We start from the raw sequence: 23,555 nt of genomic DNA, 5'->3' as shown, positions 1-23,555 counted from the left end.
TCGACCGGACGCGGCGCAGGACGCCACTGCCGACGAGGTGCGGTCCGCTCCGGGTGAGGTGCCGGTGCGGCGCCGTGCCCACAGGGAGGTTGACCAGCGCTCAACTGCTGCCCGGCGATCGTTCAGCTGATTAGTGGACTCTCGCTCCGACCTTGATCACTATAACCGTCAACGGCACAATGGCCGCTGGGGTCGGCGGAGACAGCAGGGGGCGTGGATGGAGTTCCATCAACTGGGCCGCAGCGGCTTGCGTGTGTCCACGGTTACTCTGGGTACCTTCAACTTCGGCGGCCCGACCGACGAGGCCGCGGCCGAGGAGATCATCCACACGGCTCTCGACGCCGGCGTCAACCTCGTCGACACCGCCAACGCCTACCAGGACGGCCGCAGCGAACAGATCCTCGGCAAGGCCATCCGTCACCGCCGCGACGACGTCCTGATCGCCACCAAGTGCTACAACGAGGTCGGACCGGGCCCCAACGACTGGGGCAACTCCGCGTACGCCATCAAGCGTGAGTGCGAGCGGTCCCTGCGCCGCCTGGGCGTCGACCACATCGACATCTTCCACCTGCACCGACACGACCTACGGACACCCGTCGAGGAGACCCTCGGGGCCTTGACGGACCTCGTGCGGGACGGGAAGGTCCGCTACATCGGCACGTCCACGATGCCGAGCCCGGAGGAGATGGCCGAGCAGGCCGGCCTCGGCGTGGTGCCGACCTGGCGCCTGGTCGAGATGGCCGTGCTGGCACGCGGCTCGCTCGGCGTTCCCGGCCCGGTCGCCGAGCAGTCGCCCTACAACCTGCTCGAACGCGAGGTGGAGCGGGACATCCTTCCCATCTGCCGCGAGTACGGCGTCGGCTTCGTCGCCTACAGCCCGCTGGCGATGGGCTACCTCAGCGAACGGTTCCTCGGGGAGCCGCCCGCCGCCGCCCGCTTCACCGAATGGTGGTCACCGCGCGGCGCGATCTGGGAGCCGGTGCAGCGTGCCCTGGCCGCGCTGCTGGATCTCGCCGCCGAGCACGGCCAGTCGCTGCCCGAGTTCGCTCACTCGTGGCTGTCCGGCAACCGTGACGTGACCAGCACCATCATCGGTCCTCGGACCCTCGAGCAACTCACGCTCGCGCTCAAGGCGACAGGGACCACCGTAGACGCACAGGCCCGTCAGGCGGTCGACGCGATCGTCGCCCCCGGCAGCAGCCTGTGGTTCCGGACCATCGAGCAGGGCCATCGCGGCACACGTGACAGCGAGGAATCTTGAGCCAGGGCATGAACGACCTCACCTCCCGCCGACCCGTCGTGCTGCTGACCGACGACGGTCTGCTCTCGGAATTCTGGGCGTTCCTGCGCGAGCGGCTGGAACAACGCCTGTCCCCGACCTGCGACATCCGCTACCTCGACGTACGCGAAAGCGATCTGGCTGCCGTCGACTGGGCCGACATCGACGCGGTCGCCCTGTTCGGGGGCGACCTCACCCAGGACATGATCGCCGCCGCGACCCGGCTGAAGGTGGTGGCCAGCGAGACCGACACCTGCGGGATCGAGGCCATGGACGCGTTGTGGGACGCGGGCATCCCGTTCGTCGAGGGAACCCCCGGCTGGGGTCAGTCGGTCGCCGAGTGTGGGCTGAGCCTGATCCTGTGCGGGTTGCGCCGCATCCCGCAGTGGCACCACGAGGTCATCACCGGCTTCCGCCCCTGGGACTACCCGTACGTGCAGTTCTGCGACGACCCGCGCTTCGCCAACGGCACCGTGGCGGGCAAGACCGTCGGCATCATCGGGGTCGGCGAGATCGGCGGTCGCATCGCCAGCTGGTGCGCCACGCTCGGCGCGACCGTGCTGGCGTACGACCCGTTCCGCTCGCCGCAGCGCTTCGCCGAGGTCTCGGCGGAGCCGGTGGACCTCGACCGGCTGGTGCGGGACTCGGAGATCCTCGTCGTCGCGGCACCGGACACCCCCAGCGTCACCGGTGTGGTCGACCGCGACCACGTCTTCGCCCTGCGGCAGGGCGCACTCGTCGTGACCATCACCCGAGCGGCCGCGATCGATGCCGCGGCACTGCGGGAGCGGGTACTCGCCGACGAACTGGCCTGGGCCGCGGACGTGTACGACGTCGAACCGCTGCCGGAGGGCGATCCCCTGATCGGCAGGCACAACGTGGTCCACCTGCCGCACATCGCGGGACGCACCAGGGACGCCAACATCGCGGTCGCCGACATCGTCGCCGACGACATCCTGCGCGTGCTGGCGGGCGAACAGCCGCGGCACCCGCTGACACCCCAGCGACTGCACGTCCGGCTCGGCCGAACGCCGGCCGCCCGGCACGGCAGGGACGGTACCGGTGGGTGACCTGGAGAACGGCTGGACGATCAGCGATGCGTTCCCGGCCGCCGGGCTGAGCCCGAGCGAGCTGACCGCCGGCCTCGACCGCGCGTACGCGGAGACGACCGGTTGGGCCGACCCCACGGTGACCCGGCTCGGCTTCGCCATGTCGGCCCCGCACCAGGTGGCCCTCTCCGCCTGGACCCGGTTCCTGGCGCTCAACAGCAACAACGTCGGAGTGCACACCCCCTTCGGCGCCGGGCGCGCCGGCACCCGACGGCTCGAACGTGAAGCGCTGCTGGGGCTCGCCGGCCTGCTGCACGCCGACTCGGCCGACGGATACATCACCTCGGGCGCGACCGAGGCGGTGCTCCAGGGACTGCGGATCGGGCGCAATGCCGTCCGGGCCGACGCGGCGTCGCGGGTCACCCTCATCACCAGCGAGTTCGCCCACCACTCCGTGACCAAGGCCGCCGAGGTCCTCAGCCTCGACCTGCGCACGATCGCACCCGGCCCGAGCTGGGTCGTCGAGCCGGAGCAACTGGCGCAGGCCGTCGAGGCAGCGGTCGCCGCCGGCGCGACCGGCGTCATCGTGGCGCTGACGGCCGGCTACTACAACAGCGGCCTGTGCGACCCGGTCGATCAGCTGGCCGCGCTGCTGCGGCGCCGCGCGGTGCAGCTCGCCGATCAGGTGCGGTTCTTCTGCTACGTCGACGCGGCTCATGGCGGCTTCATCTTCCCGTTCAGCGACCCCGCGCTGGCCTTCGACTTCCGCAACGTCGGCGTGCACGCGATGGCCCTGGACCCGCACAAGTCGGGGCTGCTGCCGTACTCGTGCGGGGTTCTGCTCATGCGCAAGGGCCTGCTGGGACATGTCGCCGAGGCGAGCCCGGTCACCGGGATCGTCGACTCGACCCTGACCGGGTCCCGCCCGGGCGCCGCGGCCGCCGCCCTGTGGGCCACTGTCTTCGGTCTCGGCCGCTCCGGTTTCACCGCGGCGATCCAGGAGTGCCTGCGTCGCCGGGACCTGATCGCCGACGCGATCCGTGCCGCCGACCCGGAGGCGGAGATCCGGCCGGCGCCCGCCTCACCCGTCGTCGTGGCCGGTTTCTCCACACCGGACGGGCTGCTGCCTAAGGAGTTCACCGAGCGCTACCGGCTCCTCCCGGTCAGCGCGCCCGCGCCGGCGGGCGGACGCCGCAACTACCACCACTTCTACGCCGGACATAGCCTCACCGACGAGCAGATCGCCCGTTTCGCCACCGGCTTGTCCGAGGCGGTCGCGCAGGCCAGGGCCGAACGTGCCAGGCCCGGGCACGGGAAGGCCGACGCCGGTGTGCCGGAGCAGTTGCGGGACATCGCCGCCGACACCGACTGCTTCCGGCACTACATCGTGCACCCGCCTGGCCGCCGCGATCCGGACGTGCCCGGGTATTCCTTCCACACCTTCCTGCACCGCTCCGCCACCGGCGAACCCCTCCAGGTACGTGAATGGGGCGAGACCGCGACGGGTCGCCAGGCGCACGTCTACGCCCCGGATCTCGCCGACCCGTTCGGGAACGAGCTGTTCGGCGTGCGGACCGCCGACTACTACGTCGAAGTGCTCGACCGGTCGCAGCAGAAGCTGTCCCTGGTCGGCGGCGTGCACTTCTGCGTCGGCACCGGTGCCCCCGGCGAGCGGGTGCTGATGAACCTGGAGAACACCGGCGAGTTCCGGTCGCTGGAGTACAAGTTCGGCGAGGGCGAGTTCACCGACGAGATCCAGTGTTTCCGGGACCGCATCGTGGTGAAGCTCGGAAAGAGCGCGCGTGGCTTCCGGCGGCGCGCCCACAGCGACGACTACTCGTTCTCCATCGACACGTCGTTCGAGTGCACCGTCGAACTCGCCGACGACGACCGCCCGGCCCGGTTGGACATGCTCCGGGTCAGCGGCGACCCGCTGCTGCCCCGGCGGACACACCTGCTGCGGCAGGAGTACCAGCGGTTCCCGAACCGCTTCTTCGACATCGAGTGCACGGTCGTGGTGGGCGCAAGGTCGCAGGACGCCTGGCGGTTGTCCGACCTGGTCGCCGCGTCGGCGGCGGACGCGCTGGTCGCCCGGTCGGGCCTGGTCGGCCGCTGCGTACCCGACGTGTCCGGGAGCGCCGGCGAGCTTGTCGTGACCACCGCGTCGCTGCCTGCCGGACGGCGTACCCGGATGGCGGTCGACACCGGCGTGGGCCGGCGCATGGCCTGCCTCCTGCCCGTCTTCGACGTCTCCGAACCGGAACGGCTGCGGGTCGACGACGTCGTCGCCGTCGCCGATCACGGCGCCGACCTGATCCGGGCGCACGCGGCGGTACGGAGCACGGACGGCGGCACCGGCACGGTCCTGGCCACCGCGGTCGGGGTCGCGGCATGACCACTTCCTTCATCGGCGCCGACCAGAACGCCGACGACCTCGCCGTGGCCGCGATGGACCCGCTGCGCGCCGACGACGTCCTCGCCGAACTGCCCGCCGCCAACGAGCGCGCCGACACGGCGTGGATGGTCGACGCGCTGGCGGACCTCAGCGCCGACTTCGACACGGCTGACGTCCACACCGCCCGAGCCGCCCTGCGCGACCTGGGCTTCCTCGCCGCCTCACTCGTCCGGCACGATCCGGACGCCGACCTGCACGGCATCGAGCCGACACTCCTACGCCTGGCCGCCGTCGCCGACGAGGTCCCCCGCGACACCGTGTACAGCTACACCACGCGCAACCCGGTCGGCTCCCGCCGCCGCGGCTTCCTGCTCAGCGACGAAGAGCACGTGTTCATCGACTCGGTCGTCGCCGCGACCCAGGCGCTGAACCTGGCCGTCGACGACCTGGCCGCCTGCCGCGACCGCGCCGACCTCGACGAGGACGTGCTCCTCGCCGCACTCGGCCAGGTGCACGACGGGGTCGAGGTCCTGCGCAAGAACCTGCGTACGGTCCAGCGGACGATCACCCCCGACTACTTCTCGCACCGGCTACGGCCCTACTTCCCGTCGATGGACATCGGCGGGAAGGCCTACATGGGTCCCGGCGGCGCCCAGATGCCACTGCTCGTCCTCGACGTGCTCCTGCTCGCGCCGAGCGAACCGGGCCAGCTCGGCGCGTGGCACGACGACTATCTCGTGGAGAACGTGCTCTACCTGCCGCCCATCCACCGGGCGGTGTGCGACGACACGCTCCTGGCGTACCGCAGCGGCAACTCGCCGCTGCTGCGCTGCCTGCTCGAGTCGCCCCGGGTGCGCGCGGAGTACGCCGCGCTGCTCAAGCGCATCCTGCGCTTCCGCTACCCCCACCGCCAGGTGGCCCGGGCCAACATGGCGATCCGGGCCGAAGGCTCGCTGGGCAGCGGCGGCTACACCGTCGAGGCCCTCGACCACCTCATCGAGATCACGACGTCCAAGGCCGCGGTGACGCTGCCGTTGCCCCGACAGCGGAGAGGAAGCGCCGATGACCGCGACCGGTAGTGTGGCGGGCTTCGCCCCCGTACGGGTGGGTTCGGTGCGCGGCGCAGTCCCGTCCGTGCCACCCGTTGCCGGAGTCGAGGGCCGGGTGCGCCTGCGCTACCCGAACCGGCTCAACGCGATGGCACTGGATCCGAGCAAGGTGCTGCCCGGCGCCGGCTCCTACCCCGCCGGCGAGCTGGTCTTCGTCACCGACCTCTTCACGAGCGTCGAGATCCAGGGTACGGCGTCCGGCGACGGCGTCGAGGTCACCGCCGACAGTGCCCGGCCGGTCCTGGGGCGCCACGCCGCGCTGCTGATGCGCCAGGTCCTGGGCCTCACCGGCGGAATGCGGATCACGATCCGCTCGCACCCGCTGCCTCCGCACGTCGGTCTCGGCAGCAGCAGCGCCGTCCTCGCGGCCGTGGCGGCGGCGATCAACGAACTGTGCGGTCGGCCGCTGGACCACCGGACGCTGATGCGGCTGCTGGTCGACAACCACGGCGAGGAGATCGACGGCAACGACGACGAGATCATGCCGGTCCAGTGCATCGGCGGCTCGGCCGCCGCCGGTCTGGTACCCGGCGCGATCCAGGTGGTCTCCGGGAACGCGGTCGCGCTGCTGGCCGCCCCCGCGCCGGCCGGGCACACGATCGTGCTCGCCGTACCGCCGGACCTGCGCAGCTGGGACGCCTCGGAGAGCCTTCGCGCCGAGGCGGAGAACTTCGACGGGTTCCTGGAGACCGGCCGTCGGTACGCGCCGCAGATCGCCTACCGGTTGCTGCACGAGTGCTGGCCCGACCTGGTCACCGGCACTCCGGGCACCCTCGGACAGCTCGTCTTCGACTACCGGTTCGAGATGGGCAGCATCCGCAACTGCGCCTTCTCGCACCCCCGCCTGCTGGAGTACGCGGCGCAGGTGCGGCAACTGTTCGAGTCAGGGCAGGCCGCGGTGCTCAGTCTCTCCTCGGTCGGGCCGCTCTTCTTCGCTCTCACCGAGCAGCCCGACGCCGTCGCGGCCGGCTTCGAAGCCGCGGGCCTCACCACGTTCCGCGCGATGCCGTGGGACCAGGGCTACCTGATCGACGAGTGCACGGTGAAGCGCGATGCGCGCGACGGGTGACTACTGGAACCGGCCGGATGTGGTGACGACGTTCGCCACGGCGTCGCCGCCGGGGTACCTGGCCGACATCGTGCCGCAGGGCGGCCCCGGCGCGGTCGCCCTCGACGTCGGCTGCGGAGGCGGGCGGAACCTGCCGCTGCTGGCCGAACGAGGCTACCGGGTCGTCGGAATCGACCTGCACGCCGAGATGGTGCTGCGCGCACGAGGCGTCGCCCCCGGTGTGGCCTTCTGTCGGGCGGACGTCGCCGCGCTGCCGGTGGCCACCGCGCGGGCCGCAGTCGTGGTGTGTCACGGGGTCCTGCACAACCTGCCCCGGCCGGAACAGGTCTGCGCCGCCATCGGCGAGCTGAGCCGGGTCGTCGCCACCGCCGGCGTCGTGTCGCTGAACCTGTTCAGCGCGGCGCATCTGGACCACCGGCTGACCCGGCTCGCCGACGACCGTCACCGGCTCCCCAACGGACAGGTGATGACGCTGCTGCCGCCGGAGCGCATCGCCGCGCTCTGCCGTGCCGCCGGATTCGAGTTCGTCGACGGCCCGTTCGAATACCTCCACGATGCCGATCCCGGCCAGCGCTCAGTCTGGCGGGCCGTCCTGCGACCGACGGGGACCCGATGATCCAGAGCGAAGCAAGCCTCCTCGACACCGATCCGGCCGAGCTGGCCGATCCGCACGCGCTGGCGGCACGGCTCGGCGTACGCGCCGGGACCGTCCGGCTGGGCCAGACCAGGATCGCGGTGAGCAGCGCCGACCCGCGAGCCATCACCTACCTGCACGACCTGTTCACCCCGGCGAACGACATCTGGGAGCACCTGCCCGACGACTTCTCGCCCTGTTCGCTGGCCGCCGTGAACCTCGCCGTCTCCGACGCGTGCTTCGCCCGGCTGGTCGAGCACTACGCGGCGCAGGCGGTCCGGCGCCGAGCCGTACACCTGCACGTGGCCGCACCCGGGACCCGCTACGAGCTGGCCGACGGGACCTGCGCCGTGGTCTCGGAGCCCGACGAGATCGACGGCACCAACCTGGTCGTGCAGTCCCCGCGCGGCCTGGTGTTCGTCACGACCGCGCGCCCCTACGCCCACCTGGCGCTGGCCCGGCACCTGCGCGAGTTCGGCTACCGGCGGGGCGAGAGCGACGGTTGGGCCGGGCTGCACGCGTCCTGCGCGGCCACCCCCGAGGGCAACGTGGTGGTGGTCGGCCGCTCCGGTGCCGGCAAGTCCACCACCGCCCTGGCCCTGGCCGCTGCCTCCGGATGCGCCTTCGTCGCCAACGACCGGGTCATGGTCCGCGCGGACGGAGAGCAGGTGACGGCCTGCGGCATGCCGGTGCCGATCCGCATCAACGGCGGCACCATGCACGCGCTGGGCCTGAAGGACGCGACCAGCTGGCAGCTGACCCGCCGGCAGCCGGACTTCGTCACCAGCGACTGGCAGAGTTTCTGCGGAGACTCCAAGCTGAACCTGCTGCCCGTCGAGTGGCGTGCGCGCACCGGCACCTCCCTGGTCCCCTCGGTACGGCTGACCGCCATCGTGCTGCCCCGCGTGACGAAGGACTCCGCGGTGCTCAGCGTGCGTCGGGTCGGTCCGGACCAGGCGCGCGAGGTCCTCGCCGAACAGCTGATGACTCCGGACGACGACGTGTTCGTCGAGGACTGGCTGCATGCCCGCACCCGCGACCGCGACGAGATCGGTGCCCTGACGGGGCCGACGTTCGAGGCACTCATGCGGTTGCCGATCCTGGTCACCGAGCTCGGCACCCGCAACACGCTGGTGAACCTGTCCAGCGCCATCCGCGAGGCGCTCGGAACGCTGCGTGCCTGACCTCGCCTTCGCCGCGTTCGACCTGGACGGCACGCTGGTCGACGAGCGCGGCGTGCCGCTGCCCGGCACGATCGAAGGCCTCGCCCGGCTGCGTGACCGCGGCCTGACGCTCCTGCTGGTGACGGGACGATCGACGGTGCTGTTCGAGGCACTCGGTCTACCCGAGCGCCTCCTCGAACTGTTCGGGCCCCGCCTGCTGCTCGACAACGGCAACGTCGAGTACGACCGCGCCGCCGCCCGGGCGACGTATCGCCGCGCGCTACCCCGCGAGGTGCTGCCAGCGCTGCTCGCCGCAGGCTTCAGCGAGATGGTCGCGGAGTTGGACCACCGCTATGTCGCGACCTCCCGGCGCGCGTCCACGTGGTTCGCGATGGCACACCGGCTGCCCCGATCGTCCATCGACGTCGACCCGCAGCTCGGCGGGAGGACGCAGGTCGGCTCGGTGCTGGTGCTGGATCGTGTGCCGCTGCCCGAGGGGCTGTTGGGCGGTGCGGTCGAGGCGATCCCGTTCGCCGGCACCGCGGCGAAGCTGGTGCGCCCTGCGGGGACCTGCAAGAGTGCCGCGGTGACGGCGTTGCTGGCCGAGCAGGCCGGTGAGGCGGACCTGAAGCGGGTCATCGCGTTCGGCGACGGGCGCAACGACCGGTGCCTGCTGGCCACTGCGGCGGTCGGGGTCGCGGTGGCCGACAGCCACGCCGACGCCGCTGCGCGCGCGACGATGCGGCTGTCGGGCCCGATCGGGGACTTCCTGGCCGCATTCCACCCGGACGCGCTCGTCCGGCGTGACCGGCCCGACGTCGTGGAGGATTGTGCGCACTGACGCTCACCAGCGCGCGAGCAGGACCTCTTCGTCGTCCCGGTTCCGCCAGATCCAGGTGGTGCCGGCCGGCACCGCACCGCTCAGGTAACCGAGGATCGGCTCCCGCTGGTTGTCGCTCTCGAGCTGACCGATCAGCTTGAGGGCCTCCGGCAGCGGGAAGAACGCCGCCTCGGCGATCTCGTCGTCCTCCGGCAGGGTCTCGCCCTCCCAGTCGTTGATCTCGAACGCGATCGCCAGTGCCGACGGGTAACGCTCGGAGTCGATGTGCATCACGAACGCGGTGGCGACCGGATCGCCGACCACCAGGCCGGTCTCCTCCTGCATCTCCCGCCGCAGCGCCTCGTGGAAGACCTCGCCGTCCTGGACGCCGCCGCCGGGCAGCGACCAGAGCATCTCGCCGTTCGCGCCGAGGCTCTCCCGCACCAGCAGGATCTCGTCGCCCCGCCGGACGATGCCGATGACGAGCTGCACGCGGGAAACAGGCGCCCGCGCCGGCGCTTCAGATTCAACAGAGGTCATAAGCAGAGAATCCTAGTGGTCCGCCCGGCGGTGGCACTCCCCGGGCATGCGCCTCGGAACTCCTCCAGCGTTGGAGTCAGCGACTGGTTGACGTCGGCAGTTTCGGCTTCTGCCCATCTGAGCACAGTTTCCAATGACATATAGCAATGTCGCGTTTCGACTCGCTTCGTGACGATCGCGCTGGCCCCACGGATCGCTGGCTACCGACGGTGCGCTTCCGCACGTCGAGGACGGGGCCGGTGGGCCACTACCCTGCGAGCATGGCTCACGTTGCTCGGGCCCGCAGGCCGTACCCGCTGCTCGTCGCCGCGGCGGTCCTGCTGGCGCTCGGCGCGACCACGGCCTGGGCGGTCGGCGACACGCTGGGGCTGAGCCACGCCCCCGCCGCCGTGCCGCGCGAGGATGCCGTCGCCGCGCCGGCGCGGACGCCCGCACCGGTCCCGGCGTTGGCGTCCCTCGTCGTGCCCGACGAGCCGCGCGTCAGGAAGGCCGCCGTCGCCGTCGCCGACGCCGTGGTCTCCCGCGGCCTGCCCCGGCCGGTGCTCGCCCCCGCCGCGCCGCGCCCGGCCAGGTCCGCGACGGCCGCGCCGGGCACCGACGCGACAAGCGTCGCGGCCCCGGACCTGTCGGCGGTGACCACGCTGCGGGCGCGCGTGCTGGCCATCCCCGGCGGGGCGCCCGAGTCGTACCGGCTCGACGTGCACGGCGCCGAGCTGGCCGTCCAGGGCGGCGACGTCGCGGGCGTGGCAGCCGGGATGTACCGGTTGGCCGACCGGATCCGCTCCGGTGCCGAGGCGCTCCCGGCGGCGGACGCGGGTCGGGTGGTCGTCCCCCGGCTCGGCCTGCGGCTGACCGACGCGGGCTCGGTGGGGCGCGAGCCCGACCCGGCCGCCTTCGCCGCCGGCGACGACTACGGCCTGAACACCGACGTGGTCGCGTCGGCGGTGCTGCCCGGCGCGCCATGGGTGGACGCCGACGCGGTGGCCCGCATCGACGCGCAGTTCCGGCAGCTCGTCGACCACTCGGTGGCGCAGGGATTCAACGGGATCGTCGTGCCCGGCTTCCTGGAGTACGTCACCTTCGCGAAGGTCGGCGACGGGCGCGCGGTCTACCCGCCCGGCGACCCGCACGTCGACCGCGCGCGGGCGATGGTCGCGGCGTTCGGCCCCGTCTTCCGGTACGCCGAGGACATGGGCGTGCGCGTCTTCCTGCTGACCGACATGCTCGCGGTGTCGCCCCCGCTGGAGGCGTACCTGACGCGGACCGTCGGCGGCCTCGACGTGGCCGACCCTCGGCTGTGGGCGGTCTACCAGGCCGGTCTGGCCGAGCTGTTCGAGAGCATGCCGTTCGTCGACGGTCTGATGGTCCGCGTCGGCGAGGGCGGCGAGGTGTACGCCGGGACCGGCTGGGACTACTCGTCGAGGCTCGCGGTCACCACGGAGACGTCCGTACGCGCGATGCTGCGGGCGCTGCTGGACACCGCGGGCGCGGCCGGCAAGGAGATCATCTTCCGCACCTGGACGGTGGGCGTCGGCGCCGTCGGCGACCTGCACACCAACCCGGAGTCGTACGAGCGGGTGCTCGGCGGGCTCGACGACCCGCACCTGATCGTGTCCACCAAGTACACCCTGGGCGACTTCTACAGCCACCTGCCGCTGAACACCACCCTGCTGGGCGGCAAGCATCGCCGCATCGTGGAGTTCCAGGCCCGGCGCGAGTTCGAGGCGTTCGGCTCGCTGCCCAACGACCTCGGCCCGCTGCACCGCCAGGCGCTGCGCGCGTTCCTCGCCGCAAACCCGAACGTCGAGGGCGTCTGGAACTGGACCCAGGACGGCGGGCCGCTGCGCGCCGGGCCCATGTCGCTGCACCTGCGCGCCGGCTTCTGGCAGCTCTACGACCTCAACACGTACGCCGTCGGCCGCCTGGCCTGGGACCCGCACGCCGACCCGGCGCAGGTCACGGCGGACTGGGCGTACCGCACGTTCTCCGGCGACCCGGCCACCGTCGCTGCGATCGGGCAGGCCATGGCGCTGTCCCGGCAGGCGGTCACCAGGGGCCTCTACATCGGCCCGTACGCCGACCGGTCGGTGCGGGCGCTCGGGCTGGAACCGCCGCCCATGATGTGGATCTTCGAGTGGGACATCCCGACCGGCGACTCCGCCGCGCTGAACAGCATCTACGCGGTGACCGGCGACCGCGTAGACGAGGCGGTCGAGGAGGGCACGCAGGCCGTCGCACTGGCCCGGCGCATGCGCGACCTGGTCGCCGCGACCGACCCGGCGACCTGGCGCGACGCCGAACTGCGCGCGCGCTTCACCGCGACGCTCGACTACCAGGTCGACCTGTTCGAGACGCTGGGCGCGTACCGGGCCATGGTGCTGCGGCACGCGCAGTGGCTGGACACCGGCTCCCCGGCCGCCCGCCACGACTGGCGGCTGGCCGCCGCGGCGTACCACGACGCACGCGACGCGCACCGGCAGCGCTACGGCGCCGACCTGGACCTGCCCGCGTACAACTTCACCGCCGCCGACCTCGGGGCGCGGCGCGCCGACCGGGACCCGGCGATGGCCTGGGCGGCCCGGGCGTTGCTCGGGTCGATCCTGCTCGTGGTGCTGCTCGGCCTGCGCGGGCGCGGGTTCGGTGGGGTCGCCGCGCGCGGGTTGCTGCTCGGCGCGCTCCGGCCGTGGCGGGTCGCCGCGCTGCCGACGCCCGGGGCGCAGGCGGACCGGGTGCTGGTGTGGCTGGTCCCGGCCGTGGTGCTGGTGGCGAGCCGGCTCGTGCTGACCTGGTTCGCCGCGCCGGCGCACCTGCTGGTCACCCTCGGTGGGTGGGCGCTGTTCGCCCTCGTCGTACGCCTCGTCGTCGGCCGGCGGGACCCGTTACACCTGTGGGCCGTGGTCGGCGGCGTCGCGCTGCTGCGCAGCGTGCTGCTGCTGGTCGCGCTCGCCGGGCGCGGACCGGGCGGCTACTGGTTCGCCTTCTGGACCGCGCCGGGTCTGCGCGCGGCGTACGTCACCGTCGCGTTCGCGGCGTTCTGCTGGCTGTTCGTGGCCGCCGCCGTGGTCCTGCGGGACCGGTACGGCCTGCGCCGCCGAAGCGCCGTCGGGCTGACTCTCACCGCCGCGGGCGTGCCCCTCGGCGTGTTGTCCGCCCTGGTCTGGGTGGTGGGCCTGGAACGCGCGCTGACGGTGTGGAACGACCAGCTCGCGCTGCTGCCCTGGGGCCTGTCCCGCATCCTCGGCATCACCGTCCACCTGGGCATCCCCGCCCAACTCCCCGCGTACACCGCCGCCGCCGGAGCCGCCCTCGCCGCCGCCGGCCTGCTGGTGTCCCTCGGCCGGCCGGCGGGGGGCTCCCGCCGGCCGGCCGACGGCGTCACCGGCCGTAGACCTCGAACTCGTGCAGCGAGAAGCCGTACGAGGTGGCCCGCTTGAGGCCGTACACCCGCACGTAGCGGGCGGCGACCGGGGCGAACGTGGCGTTGTCGACGCCGCCGTTGCCGGTGGCGGTGGCGAACACCGGCGTCCAGGAGCTGCCGTCGCCGGAGACCTCGATCCGGTACGACGTGCCGTACGCGGACTCCCAGCGCAGCACCGCCCGGCTGACGGTGCGGGCCGAGCCGAGGTCGACCCGGAGCCACTGGTTGTCGTTGTAGCTGCTGGCCCACCGGCTGCTCAGGCTGCCGTCGACCGCCTTGCCCGGCGTGTGGCTGGTCAGGAACTGGGTGCTCGACGCGGTGGCCGGACGGCCCTGGGCCAGGTTGGTGACGTCGTCGCCCCGGCGCGCCGGGAACGAGACGACCTGCTGGTAGGTGGGGCGGTTCTGCCAGGCGATCAGCGGGTGGGTGATGCCGCCGAGCCCGGAGTGGGCGATCGAGTCGGCGCACCACTGGTCGCCGGCGGAGCAGGACTTGTCGCCCGGGTAGACGGTGCTGGCCGGCACGGCCGCCGCCTGCCCGAGCGCGCCGAGCAGCGCCGTCCGGCACGCGGCCAGGTTGCCGCCGCCGCAGTACGCGCGCCCGAGGCCGCCGGCCACCGGGTCGCCGAGCACGGTGCGCACGTCCTTGTCGACGTAGCCCCACCAGCCGTACTGGAACGCCGAGCCCTTGTGCGCCTGCCCCTGCGACGCCCAGCTCGCGGCGCCGTCGCGCCCGCCGTTCTGGCCGCCCGACGGCGCCTCGTTGACCTCGATGGCGTCCACCAGCGCGGCGTAGAGGTCCGGCCCGAGGCCGGGGCGGAACTGCGCCGAGGCGAGCAGCGGCCACCACGCGTCGAAGATCCGGATGGCGTCGGCGTGCTGGTAGACCTTCGAGCCGGGCGTGGTCTCCACCCGCCGGGCGCCGGCCTGCTGCCAGGCCCGCAGCTTGCCGATCGCGTCGGCCAGCGCCGGGTCGGTGACCGGCGCGCTGTCGAGCACCCGCAGCAGGTCGCCGAGGACCTGCTGGCCGCGCAGGTCGGTCACCGCCGCGTCGGCCATGATCTTGACGACGTCGGCGCGGCCGAGCTTGCGCTGGGCGATCGCCGCGCGCACCGGACCGTCGAGCAACTGACCCCGGTGTACGGAGCCGAAGCTGAAGTTGCCGTCCGCCGCCCCGAAGTCCCGCGCCTGCTTGTTGTTCCAGCTCACGTAGTAGTCCTGGTTGACCGACTGCGGGTGGGCCGAGGGCGGGGCGTAGGTGGCGTCGTTGGTGTCCGGGTTCCAGCCGACCCACTCGTACGCCGGTTCGGCCTTCGCCGGCAGGTTCGGGTCGAGGGCGGCCGGGCGGACCGGGTTCGCGCCGGAGTTGTAGTACGCCGCTTCGGTGGAGTTGACGTAGAACCAGTTGAAGGCGTACCCGACGCTCTCGGCGGACGCCTTGAACGCCGCCGCGCCGCCCATCGCCGACGGGTCGTTGAAGGCCTGGAAGCCGATCGCCGAGTCGGCCTCGTGCCGGTAGGTGGAGCGCAGCTTGGTGAACGCGGTCGGCTTCCCGTTCACCAGTCCCCGGTAGGCGACCAGCCCGTACCTGGTGCGCAGCGCGCGCAGCGTGTAGGACCCGGCCGGGGTGGAGTCGGCCAGCGTCGGCGACCAGGAGTTGCGCTGCTCCAGCGTCTCCATGGCCAGGCACTGCCCGTGGTAGAGGTAGCGGTTGGTGCGCAGCGTCGGCGCGGTGCCGTCGGTGGTGCACAGCGGCACCGCGTAGGTGTCGGTGAGGTCCTGCGAGGCGGAGGTGGCGCTCCACGCGTAGTCCTGGCCACGGCCGAGCAGCACGTAGAGGTTCAGCCCGGCGAACGCGGCGCCGCGCGCGCTGATGCCGGGCCCCTGCAACTCCTGGAGCATGAGCAGTTGCGGGGCGAAGTAGCCGGTCTGCGGGCCGAACACGGCGACCGGGTTGCCGGTGGTGGTGTGCCGTCCGGAGACCACGACCGCGTTGGACATGCCGTGTGCGCGCAGGTTGGCCAGGCCGCCGACCAGCTCCTGGGTGGCGGTGCTGGCGCCGGTGCGCGCGGCGGCCCCGCCGGTCTGGTCGTAGGCGAGCGGCTCGGCGACCACCGTGCCGGCGTCGGGGAGCACCGCGCTGGTCGCGCCGGGCGGCGTCGCGCCGTACGGGAAGCTCTGCCCGTCGTGCAGGGTGAGCACGGTCTCCGGGTCGTTCTGCGACCGGAACGCCGCCCACACCCGGTCGCCCTCGACGGTGCCGTACTTGGCCCGGGCGGCCACCCGGACGAGCGCGGACTGGATCTCGCTGCCGCCGCCCCCGCCGAAGAGGCCGCCGATCACGCCGGCGGTGGCGATCAGGTCGGTCATGGTGAAGTGCTTCGGTTTGCCGGCGCCAGCGAGCACGTACTCGCCGGGGTAGTTGTCGTCGGCGATCGACTTGTCGATGTAGGCGTTGATGCCGGCGATGTAGTCGACCACGTCGGTGTAGAGCTGCTGGCCCCGGGCGCCCTTGGTGCGCAGCGCGTCCACCTGGGCCTGGAGGTCCGCCTCGGTGTAGGGCGAGTTGGCCCAGACGCTCTGCTCCAGCTCCCGGTTGCCGGGGGCGCCGCCGGCGAACGAGGTGACCTTGCCGCGGCCGACGTGGCGCAGCAGGTCCATCACCCAGAGCCGGTCCTGGGCCCCGGCGTAGCCGGCGCCGAACATGGTGCCGGCGCGGGTGGTGCCGGTGATGTGCGGGACGCCGGTGGCCTTGTCCCGCACGATGGTGACGTCGGCGCGCGGCGAGACGGTGCTCTCGACCTGCGCGGCGGGGACGCCGAAGGAGGCGTCGTTGAAGAAGTGGGCGATCTGCTCGTCGGTCAGCCCGGCGTAGTTGTAGACCAGTTTCGCGTACTCGTCGAGCTGGTCGCTGGAGTGCGCGGGGCGGGTGCCGAGCGCCTGGTGGGCCAGGATGGCGGCCAGTGTGGCGTTGCCGTTCTGCCCGGGGGGCAGGATGTCGGCGCACTGGCCGAGGCAGTAGTCGTTGGCGGCGAACGTGGCGGCGGCCAGCGCCGGTGACGGTGGGGTGACGGTCAGGACACTCGCGGTCAGGGCGGCGGCGGTGAGCGCCGCGAGCCGGGCGCGGAGTGGGGGACGGGGCATGAGTCTTCCTCCGGGGACGCGGAGTCGGGCCTTCGGTACGCCCGGCTGCCGTGCCGACGTCTCGCCCTCCGCGCCCGGGCGTTCCACCCGGAGGTGAGATTTGCTCGTATCTATCTCCGGGCAATGATCGGCGGCCGACCGCCGCCCGGGATAGCAGGCGTTCACCAACCGCCAATGCCGACGTTTCGCCCCGCCGGCGCCGCTCTCCGGACGTAACAGTGGGCCGGCGCCGTCGCCACCCGTAGCGCTTCCTCACCTGAGGGCCGGTCCGCTTCAGGGCCTGCGGCGGCGTGGTCGCTCGCGCAGGGCCAACGCGCGCAGCACGCCCGTGATCAGGGCCGCTTTGATCCACTACGCTGGTGGGGCTGTCGTACGTGACCGGAGGACGCACATGGCCCGCCCCTACGATCCCGGACCGAAGCAGTTCGTCTTCTCGGTGGGTGATGGCAACGACCAGCAAGTCTCGGTGGGCGACCCCCAGGAGGCCTACGTAGCGTTCTCCGCGTTCTTCCGGGGTCGAGAGTCCGACACCTACACCATCGAGGATGAACCGGCGAGGCAGAGACTGGTGCTCATGCCCCGGCTGCGGGTGATCTCCCGGACCAGGGACGCGGACCAACCTCGGTCGGAACACCTCCAGGTCGACAGGCCCAACCGCTACCTTCCGAGCGCGATGCTGTTCTTCGAGAACGGATATGCCGGCCTCGACCACTTCGGCCAGTGGTTCGCCGACCTCTCCGACCTCGACGCGTCACCGGAGACCCGCGGGGCCGCCCGCGCCGCCACTATCACGACGGAAGCAGCGGCGATCGAAGAAGTCGCCCGGATCTGGGCGGATTCGGGCAGCGTCGACCCGAGCGACCAGTACTACGTCTTCTTCGAGTCGCACGATGTCGACGATGACCGGGCCGAACGAGCCGAACTGCTCCAGTTGATCGGTTTCCTCGGTCTCGAACGAGTCGACGCCCCGGCCGAGGCCGCCGGCGGCGAAGTCTGGGTGCGCACCGACCCACGCCTCGACGTCGAGTGTGCACGGTGGTCGTGAACAGCTGGTGCGGGGTGGGCCGCACCATCGCCGTGATGGTCGCCGCGGACCCCGAAGCAACCACGTCCAGCCGGTGCCGTTCCGGGGAGCCTGAGCTGTGAGAGACATCGTCTTCACGCGTGGCAGCGGCTGGATCCCGAACGTGGTCCGCGAGGACGGCGAGCTGAAGCTGATGCTCGCCGCCGGGGCCGACGCCAACCACGAGCCTCGCACGTTCACGTTCCCGGTCTCCGAAGCCCATCTTGCGGCGATCCGGGACGACCTGGCCAGACACCTGTTGCTGTGGAGTGCGGTCCTTCCGCTGTGCGACGCCGCCGGAACCCGGGGCCGCCTCGATGAGAGCGCTGCCGTCGCGCTCCTGGACCCGGTCCTGCTCTCCTCGCCCGCGGACGTCGACGCGCTCTTTCGGCGCATCCCGTGGGACAGGAGCCGGCTCGTCGCTCATGGTGCCGACATCGGTCTACTTGAGCGCGGCCAGGTCTGCGAGGCGATGCGCGCGGCGACGGAGGGGGCGAACGAGAAACGTGCTCAGGAGCATCACGCCAACCGCCGGCGCGCCGAGCGCGGAGCAGTCCTCGGGCCACTCGACGCCGCGATTCTGAGGTACACGGGCCAGTATCTGCATGGCGCGACGGTTCCCAGGCGGATGCCCGATGCCGTCGACCCCGCACTGCTGCCCCAGGTCATGCGTGTGATCGCCACCGCGGAGCAGGCATGCGCCGGAATGCGGATCGGCCTCGATCCACGGCGGGGACACCGGGCCACGGACAAGCGCGACTGGGATCGGATGGCGGCGACGGTCGACGCGGCCGTGCGCCGCGCGTACCCCGAACTCGTCGATGACGCGGTGCGTACGGTGAGCTTTCTGATGTGCTCGGAGGCTGCGGACCGCTCCAGGAGCGCCCCGGCGGAAGACGACGAGGAGGCTGCCGACGACCACGCCGACCTCGGTGAGAGCGCGAGAAAGACGGCCCTGTCGTTCACCGATGACAAGGGCGGCGAGAAGAAGTGGCTACGGGACGGTCCTCGCACTGCCTCCGGCGAGTTCTGGGAGTTCGTCGCCGATCGCTCCGCCGCCGACAACGAAGTGTTCACCATCGAGGACGAGGAGATGGGCGAGGGCATCCAGCTGCACTTCTACGCGGACTCCATCGCCCGGATCACCACCGTGCGACACGGGGAAGCCGGGTCCGATCCGCAGTACCAGGTCGAGTACAGCCTGGTCGACGGGATCGGCGGGTACCGGAAGCTGGTGAGCGCCTTCGTCCGCGGCGGCTGCGCCGCACTCGAACAGCACGGTCCCTGGATGTCGGATGTCGCCGAGTTCGAGCGCGCGCGTCGTCGGCGCGACGCCCGGTAGTCCCCAGAGGAAGCCCGAGCGGCGCGATCCGGCCGCGTGGCCCCAACGCGGCAACCGGTCGGCGCGATCCGGCGTGGCCGGAACGTCACGGCCCGGCCGCCCGGCAGCCGACACCCCGCCCACGGCGGAACGCCGCTACTGGCACCCGCACAGCTACGAGGTGCTCGGTGGCTCACGGGAGTTGCGGACCGGCGGCTGATCATCTACGCCGACCACGCGCCTGCGGCCGGTCGCTCGATCTCATCGCTGAATGATCGGGACACCGACGTAACATTTTCGCGGCTGCGCGGTCGTGCAGCCGGGATTCAGCAACGTTCGGCGACCACGACCGTGTCCAGGGCGTCCACAGCTCGGCCCTCCACCGTCACGGGTCGGCGTGCAGTCTCGGCCCGGCGGATCCGCAGCCCCGACAGCTCTTTCACCACCGCCTCGGGGGTGAGCAGGATGTCGGGGTCCTGCGGGCCACCCGTGCCACCGGAGAGGTTCCCGACGTCGTGGCCGACCACGAGGACCCGTCCGCCCCGACGTACCGCGCGGCGGGCGTGGGACAGCACGGCAGCGATCTCGGCGGCAGGCAGGTGCAGGTACGCGATCAGCACCAGGTCGACGCCGTCGGCCGGCGGCTCGTACGCGGTGACGTCGGCCACCTGCCAGTCGACGCTGACGTCTCGCTGGCGCGCCAGCTCCCGGCCCCGCTCGATGGCTACCGCCGAGAAGTCGACTGCGGTGACCTCCCAGCCCTGCTGGGCCAGCCACACCGCGTTTCGTCCCTCACCAGCGGCGAGGTCGATCGCCCTGCCGGGGGACAGACCGGCGACCTCCTCCACGACGAAGCGGTTGGGTTCGGCGGTCCACACGAGTTCCGGAGCTCTCGCGTACCGCTCGTCCCAGGCGGTGCTGTCCATCGTCGTACTCCTCTCGACGTGCGAAGGATCGTCTCCCGGCGCCGCCCTCATCCTTGCCGAGGGCCTCGGCGGACACGGTCCGGACCGTCAACTGCCTGCCACGTGGGCGGGACTCCCGGCCGCAGGTGGCGAGTCGGTCGGACAGGTGGCGGCTTGGAGGGCCAGGCCGGCGGAGGCGATCGCCACCGCCGGTGGTCCGGTCAGGAGCAGTCCGATCGCGCTGGCGGCGACGAGGCGGTGAAGGGTCCGCGGTCGGGCCGGCGGGGCGAGCATCCGACGTACCCGCTCGACCGCACCCGTACCCGCGCCCAGAGCGTGCCGGGGAGCGCGGTCGGCGAGTTGGACGATGGCCGTGGCGACAGCTTGCCGTCCATGGCGCTCGCTCGCACGGTCGTCGGCCAGGTGCTCCACCAGCCGTCTGATCTCCGTTTCGGCCGCGTCGGCCATCGGCAGTCCCGGCAGTGCCCGGTGGAACGCGACGGCGAGGGCGACGAGGAGGTGGTGGCGGCCTCGGAGATGCGCCCGCTCGTGCCGCAGTACGGCTGCCAGTTCCTCGGCGGTGAGTGCGTCGAGCGCGGCGCTGGTGACGACGACCCGGCCCGGGCGGCCGGGCAGGCAGTAGACCGCGGCCGTGGTGTGGTCCACGACCGTCCAACCGTTGGCATCCGGTCGGCCGAGGGGCAGCAGTGCGGCGAGGTGTCGGCGGCGCCAGCGGCGGGCGGAGGTGAAGGTGACGATGAGGCTGATCACGATCCGAGCGGCGAGGACCACGGTGGCGAGCAGCCCGATCACGGCGAGCGTCTCGTTCGGGGCACCGAGGCCCGTCAGGGCCCGCGTGCACGCGACGACGATGCCTTCGAGGCCGGCGGCGAGGGCAGCGGGCGGTACGGCGACCAGCAGACCGGCGGTGAGGACGGCGACGCTGACGGAGAGCTCCGCGCCGAGCCAGAGTCCGACGGTGAGCCGTGGTAGAGAGGTCGTCCATCCCCCGGTCAGGGCCGGACGGGCGAGGGCCGCCACCGCGGCCGCCCAGACCAGCAGTACCAGACTGGTCACGGGTTCGGCGTTCCGCGCTGATCGAGCAGCTCGCGCAGGGCGGCGGCCTCCTCGGGAGTCATGGTGTCGACGAACCGGGCCAGGGCGGCATGCTGGTCGGCGGCCGAGGAGAGCGCCTCGGCCATCAACTGTCCGACACGCTCCTCCCGGCTGGCCTTCGGGCGGTAGCGATACGCCCGCCCGGCAAGGTCGCGTTCCGCCCAGCCCTTGCGATGCAGGTTGTCCAGGACCGTCATCACCGTGGTGTAGGCGAGGCCTCGCTCCCCCATCGCGTCCACCATCTGCCGCACCGTGAGCGGCCCGGGCGCCTCCCACAACGCATTCATCACGGCGGATTCCAGCGGACCCAGTGGGCGGTCGTTGCCGGGGTCCTTCCTTCGGGGTCGGCTCACCGGTCGACCGTACCTTCTGCGGCGAGCGACTCCGACGCGGCCGGCGCCGGGCAGGCCCGCTCCCCGGCGAGCCGGCGCCGCAGTGCCCAGGCGAGCAGGGCGATCGAGGCCACGGCGAGTACGGGCTGAGCCGGGGCGAACCAGCTCATCGCCCCGCTGTAGCCGAGCGCGATGAGGACGAGCTTGTTGCAGACGGGGCAGCCGACGGCGAACAGGGACAGGGCCGCCCCGGTCACGCCGGTCCGCGACTCTCCGCGGCCGGTCGCCTTGTCGCCGGTTGCGGCGACGGGCGCGACGTAGGTGGCCAGGAGCAGCCCCGACAGGACCGCGGTCACCAGAAGTACCGGCCACGCCCACCAGGTGACGGCCATGTCACGGCCGAAGTAGGGGGTGTCGATCAGGTCGGTGGGGATCGCGATCACGACCGCGGTCGCCACGGCGCCGGCGCCCGCCGCGATCCACCGCCGAGCCGGCCACACCCACGGCTCGGGTGCGAGGCCCGCCCCGACCACGCCGGTCACCGACGGCAGCCGGGCTGCAGCCGTTTCCTCGGCGACAGGGACTTTCGGGGCGGCGGCGGTGACCGCAGTCGCGGCCGCACGACGCTGGCGCAGCACCAGGACGGTGATCGCCGCCAACCCCGCGACGAGCAGGACCAGTTCGTCCGGCACGTCACCGAGTGTTCCGGTCACCCACTCCTGCGCGGCGCCTTCCATGTCGGTCAGGCCGAAGCCACCGGCGAGGCCCGCTGTGCCGTCGAAGACCAGGAAGAGTGCACCCAGGACGACGAAGAGCAGACCCGACACGGTCGACGTGCTGTGCAGGCGCAGCCGGCCGACGGAGAACTGCCGGCCCCGCAGCCACCGTCGCTCGCCGATACGCCACCGGTCCCAGACGAGGGCGAGCAGCAGCAGGGGCGCCGTCATGCCCAGGGCGTAGACGGCCAGCAGGGCACCGCCCGTCGCGGGCTGCTCGGAGGTCGCGGCGACCGTCAGGATGCCGCCCAGGATCGGGCCGGAGCAGAAGCCGGCGAGCCCGTAGACCGCGCCGAGCGCGAGCACTGACAGCGGAGAGTCTCCGGTGAGCCGTCCCATCAGCCGCTGGGCCGGCCCGAAGGCGAACCCCTTGCCGACCAACTGCATGGCCCCGAGGGCGATGATCGACCAGCCCGCGACGGTGATCAGCGTGTCCCGGTGCTGGAAGAACGCTCCGGCGACGACCGAGGACCCGGCGCCGAGCGGCACCAGCACGGCGGCCAGGCCCACGTAGAACACCCCGGTGCGGGCGAGCAACTGCCGCGGGTTCTGGAAGGCGTACGCGAAGAAGGCCGGCAGCAGCATGGCGCTGCATGGGCTGAGCAGCGCGAGCACTCCTCCGAGCAGGGCGGCGAGGTAGCCGATGTCGCTCATCGGGCACCCACCTGCCTGTCGATGGCCTGCTTGAAGGCCTCGTACGGCTGGGCTCCGACAATCGGGGTGTCTCCCACGATGAACGCCGGGGTGCCGGTGATGCCCATCGAGGTCGCCTCCTGTTGGTCGCGCAGGAGGGCGGTACGGGTGGCGGCGGAGGCACGGTCGGTGTCGAACCGGGCGAGATCCAGCCCGATGCTCCTGGCGATGTCGCGTAGCGCGTCCCCGTCCAGGGCACCACTGTTCACCCGGCGCTCCTTCGCGTACACGGCGTTGTGGAACTCCCAGAACCTCCCCTGGGCGGCGGCGGCGCGGCCCGCAGCGGCCGCGTCGTTGGACTCGGCACCGAGGTAGGGCAGGTCGCGCCATTCGATGCGGACCAGGCCCTTGTCGACGTAGTCCTTGATCAGCTTCGGCTCGGTCTGGCGGGCGTGCCGCCCACAGAAGGGACACTGGAAGTCGGCGTACTCGAGGATCACGACGGGCGCGTCGGTCTCACCGAGCGCGAGGGGGTCGTCGGGCGCCCGCCGGGCCAGACCGGCAAAGAGGTTCTCCGCCTGGCCGCCACCGGCCGATGCGCCGGTGGCGGCGCCGGTCGCTGGCTCCGCCGGCTTGTCGGCCGGCCGGGCGATGATCGCCAGGACCGCGACGATCGCGATGACGACAACCGGCCCCAGCCAGCCAGCCGCCCGACGGATCGGGGGTGTACGCCTGGCGCTTGCGTGTGGCGGCTTCGTGGAGCGTTGCATGCGTCCTCCAGCAGTCATCG

Annotated in this window: 18 protein-coding genes; 11 read left to right on the top strand and 7 right to left on the bottom strand. The window is 72.2% G+C overall.

The features are described 5' to 3' along the window. Window positions 1-133: 133 nt before the first annotated feature. From CLT72_RS02705 to CLT72_RS02670, 8 genes are read left to right on the top strand one after another with little or no spacing between them, the layout of a single operon-like run. Window positions 134-1,261, top strand: coding sequence for an aldo/keto reductase (locus CLT72_RS02705; protein WP_144082162.1), 1,128 nt, complete (start codon window positions 134-136; stop codon window positions 1,259-1,261). Then, on the top strand, window positions 1,258-2,349 hold the full coding sequence (locus CLT72_RS02700) for an NAD(P)-dependent oxidoreductase (RefSeq protein ID WP_144082161.1): 1,092 nt from the start codon (window positions 1,258-1,260) through the stop codon (window positions 2,347-2,349). Before CLT72_RS02705 ends, CLT72_RS02700 begins: the two co-directional genes overlap by 4 nt. Continuing rightward, entirely contained in the window at window positions 2,342-4,723 is a 2,382-nt protein-coding gene (locus CLT72_RS02695) for a pyridoxal-dependent decarboxylase (protein WP_101409357.1), read from the top strand. Before CLT72_RS02700 ends, CLT72_RS02695 begins: the two co-directional genes overlap by 8 nt. Beyond that, a complete protein-coding gene (locus CLT72_RS31790) occupies window positions 4,720-5,802 on the top strand; it encodes a monodechloroaminopyrrolnitrin synthase PrnB family protein (protein ID WP_158241948.1) in 1,083 nt (360 codons plus the stop codon). The genes CLT72_RS02695 and CLT72_RS31790 overlap by 4 nt, the downstream gene beginning before the upstream one ends. Continuing rightward, entirely contained in the window at window positions 5,786-6,901 is a 1,116-nt protein-coding gene (locus tag CLT72_RS02685) for a GHMP family kinase ATP-binding protein (protein ID WP_101409356.1), read from the top strand. The genes CLT72_RS31790 and CLT72_RS02685 overlap by 17 nt, the downstream gene beginning before the upstream one ends. Next, window positions 6,885-7,517 (top strand): class I SAM-dependent methyltransferase, encoded by a 633-nt coding sequence (locus CLT72_RS02680; RefSeq protein ID WP_101409355.1) that lies wholly within the window; start codon window positions 6,885-6,887, stop codon window positions 7,515-7,517. The genes CLT72_RS02685 and CLT72_RS02680 overlap by 17 nt, the downstream gene beginning before the upstream one ends. After that, the gene (locus tag CLT72_RS02675) at window positions 7,514-8,719 is read left to right on the top strand and encodes a hypothetical protein (protein WP_101409354.1); all 1,206 of its coding nucleotides are present in this window, start codon (window positions 7,514-7,516) and stop codon (window positions 8,717-8,719) included. Before CLT72_RS02680 ends, CLT72_RS02675 begins: the two co-directional genes overlap by 4 nt. After that, window positions 8,712-9,539: an HAD hydrolase family protein gene (locus CLT72_RS02670; protein ID WP_101409353.1), complete on the top strand. Its 828-nt coding sequence runs from the start codon at window positions 8,712-8,714 to the stop codon at window positions 9,537-9,539. Before CLT72_RS02675 ends, CLT72_RS02670 begins: the two co-directional genes overlap by 8 nt. Before the next feature lie 3 nt (window positions 9,540-9,542). Here the strand turns inward: CLT72_RS02670 and CLT72_RS02665 are convergent, their stop codons facing one another. Beyond that, window positions 9,543-10,010: an NUDIX hydrolase gene (locus tag CLT72_RS02665; RefSeq protein ID WP_231925621.1), complete on the bottom strand. Its 468-nt coding sequence runs from the start codon at window positions 10,008-10,010 to the stop codon at window positions 9,543-9,545. Between the two features lie 308 nt (window positions 10,011-10,318). Between CLT72_RS02665 and CLT72_RS02660 the strand changes: the two genes are divergently transcribed. Further along, window positions 10,319-13,492 carry a hypothetical protein gene (locus tag CLT72_RS02660; protein WP_101409351.1) on the top strand — a complete coding sequence of 1,058 codons (3,174 nt, stop codon included), beginning with the start codon at window positions 10,319-10,321 and terminating at the stop codon, window positions 13,490-13,492. On the opposite strand, the gene CLT72_RS02655 is transcribed toward CLT72_RS02660, so the two are convergent. Next, entirely contained in the window at window positions 13,434-16,619 is a 3,186-nt protein-coding gene (locus CLT72_RS02655) for a penicillin acylase family protein (RefSeq protein WP_101409350.1), read from the bottom strand. The genes CLT72_RS02660 and CLT72_RS02655 overlap by 59 nt on opposite strands. A gap of 391 nt (window positions 16,620-17,010) precedes the next feature. On the opposite strand from CLT72_RS02655, the gene CLT72_RS02650 reads away from it, so the two are divergent. Both CLT72_RS02650 and CLT72_RS02645 read left to right on the top strand, forming a co-directional pair. Beyond that, window positions 17,011-17,664: a hypothetical protein gene (locus CLT72_RS02650; protein WP_101409349.1), complete on the top strand. Its 654-nt coding sequence runs from the start codon at window positions 17,011-17,013 to the stop codon at window positions 17,662-17,664. Between the two features lie 97 nt (window positions 17,665-17,761). Further along, window positions 17,762-19,024 carry a DUF6357 family protein gene (locus CLT72_RS02645; protein ID WP_199184451.1) on the top strand — a complete coding sequence of 421 codons (1,263 nt, stop codon included), beginning with the start codon at window positions 17,762-17,764 and terminating at the stop codon, window positions 19,022-19,024. A gap of 305 nt (window positions 19,025-19,329) precedes the next feature. Here CLT72_RS02645 and CLT72_RS02640 read toward each other — a convergent pair whose 3' ends face one another. The 5 genes from CLT72_RS02640 to CLT72_RS02620 all read right to left on the bottom strand — a co-directional run bounded on the left by CLT72_RS02640 (window position 19,330) and on the right by CLT72_RS02620 (window position 23,535). After that, on the bottom strand, window positions 19,330-19,929 hold the full coding sequence (locus CLT72_RS02640; RefSeq protein ID WP_101409348.1) for a class I SAM-dependent methyltransferase: 600 nt from the start codon (window positions 19,927-19,929) through the stop codon (window positions 19,330-19,332). Between the two features lie 87 nt (window positions 19,930-20,016). Next, the gene (locus tag CLT72_RS02635) at window positions 20,017-20,985 is read right to left on the bottom strand and encodes a M56 family metallopeptidase (protein ID WP_101409347.1); all 969 of its coding nucleotides are present in this window, start codon (window positions 20,983-20,985) and stop codon (window positions 20,017-20,019) included. Then, window positions 20,982-21,377 carry a BlaI/MecI/CopY family transcriptional regulator gene (locus tag CLT72_RS02630; protein ID WP_101409346.1) on the bottom strand — a complete coding sequence of 132 codons (396 nt, stop codon included), beginning with the start codon at window positions 21,375-21,377 and terminating at the stop codon, window positions 20,982-20,984. Before CLT72_RS02630 ends, CLT72_RS02635 begins: the two co-directional genes overlap by 4 nt. Then, window positions 21,374-22,786 carry a cytochrome c biogenesis protein CcdA gene (locus CLT72_RS02625; protein WP_101409345.1) on the bottom strand — a complete coding sequence of 471 codons (1,413 nt, stop codon included), beginning with the start codon at window positions 22,784-22,786 and terminating at the stop codon, window positions 21,374-21,376. The genes CLT72_RS02630 and CLT72_RS02625 overlap by 4 nt, the downstream gene beginning before the upstream one ends. Further along, on the bottom strand, window positions 22,783-23,535 hold the full coding sequence (locus tag CLT72_RS02620; protein ID WP_101409344.1) for a thioredoxin domain-containing protein: 753 nt from the start codon (window positions 23,533-23,535) through the stop codon (window positions 22,783-22,785). The genes CLT72_RS02625 and CLT72_RS02620 overlap by 4 nt, the downstream gene beginning before the upstream one ends. Between the last annotated feature and the right edge of the window lie 20 nt (window positions 23,536-23,555).

Source organism: Micromonospora sp. CNZ309, assembly GCF_002846525.1.
The sequence above is the reverse complement of the archived record's forward strand: the minus strand, read 5'-3'. Positions and strand labels throughout refer to the sequence as shown.

What these genes read in the sequence shown, in the direction of transcription:
- CLT72_RS31790 (WP_158241948.1), top strand. Translation starts at nt 4,720, where the DNA reads ATGACCACTTCCTTCATCGGCGCCGACCAGAACGCCGACGACCTCGCC.
- CLT72_RS02685 (WP_101409356.1), top strand. Translation starts at nt 5,786, where the DNA reads ATGACCGCGACCGGTAGTGTGGCGGGCTTCGCCCCCGTACGGGTGGGT.
- CLT72_RS02680 (WP_101409355.1), top strand. Translation starts at nt 6,885, where the DNA reads ATGCGCGCGACGGGTGACTACTGGAACCGGCCGGATGTGGTGACGACG.
- CLT72_RS02675 (WP_101409354.1), top strand. Translation starts at nt 7,514, where the DNA reads ATGATCCAGAGCGAAGCAAGCCTCCTCGACACCGATCCGGCCGAGCTG.
- CLT72_RS02660 (WP_101409351.1), top strand. Translation starts at nt 10,319, where the DNA reads ATGGCTCACGTTGCTCGGGCCCGCAGGCCGTACCCGCTGCTCGTCGCC.
- CLT72_RS02655 (WP_101409350.1), bottom strand. Translation starts at nt 16,619, where the DNA reads ATGCCCCGTCCCCCACTCCGCGCCCGGCTCGCGGCGCTCACCGCCGCC.
- CLT72_RS02650 (WP_101409349.1), top strand. Translation starts at nt 17,011, where the DNA reads ATGGCCCGCCCCTACGATCCCGGACCGAAGCAGTTCGTCTTCTCGGTG.
- CLT72_RS02640 (WP_101409348.1), bottom strand. Translation starts at nt 19,929, where the DNA reads ATGGACAGCACCGCCTGGGACGAGCGGTACGCGAGAGCTCCGGAACTC.
- CLT72_RS02625 (WP_101409345.1), bottom strand. Translation starts at nt 22,786, where the DNA reads ATGAGCGACATCGGCTACCTCGCCGCCCTGCTCGGAGGAGTGCTCGCG.
- CLT72_RS02620 (WP_101409344.1), bottom strand. Translation starts at nt 23,535, where the DNA reads ATGCAACGCTCCACGAAGCCGCCACACGCAAGCGCCAGGCGTACACCC.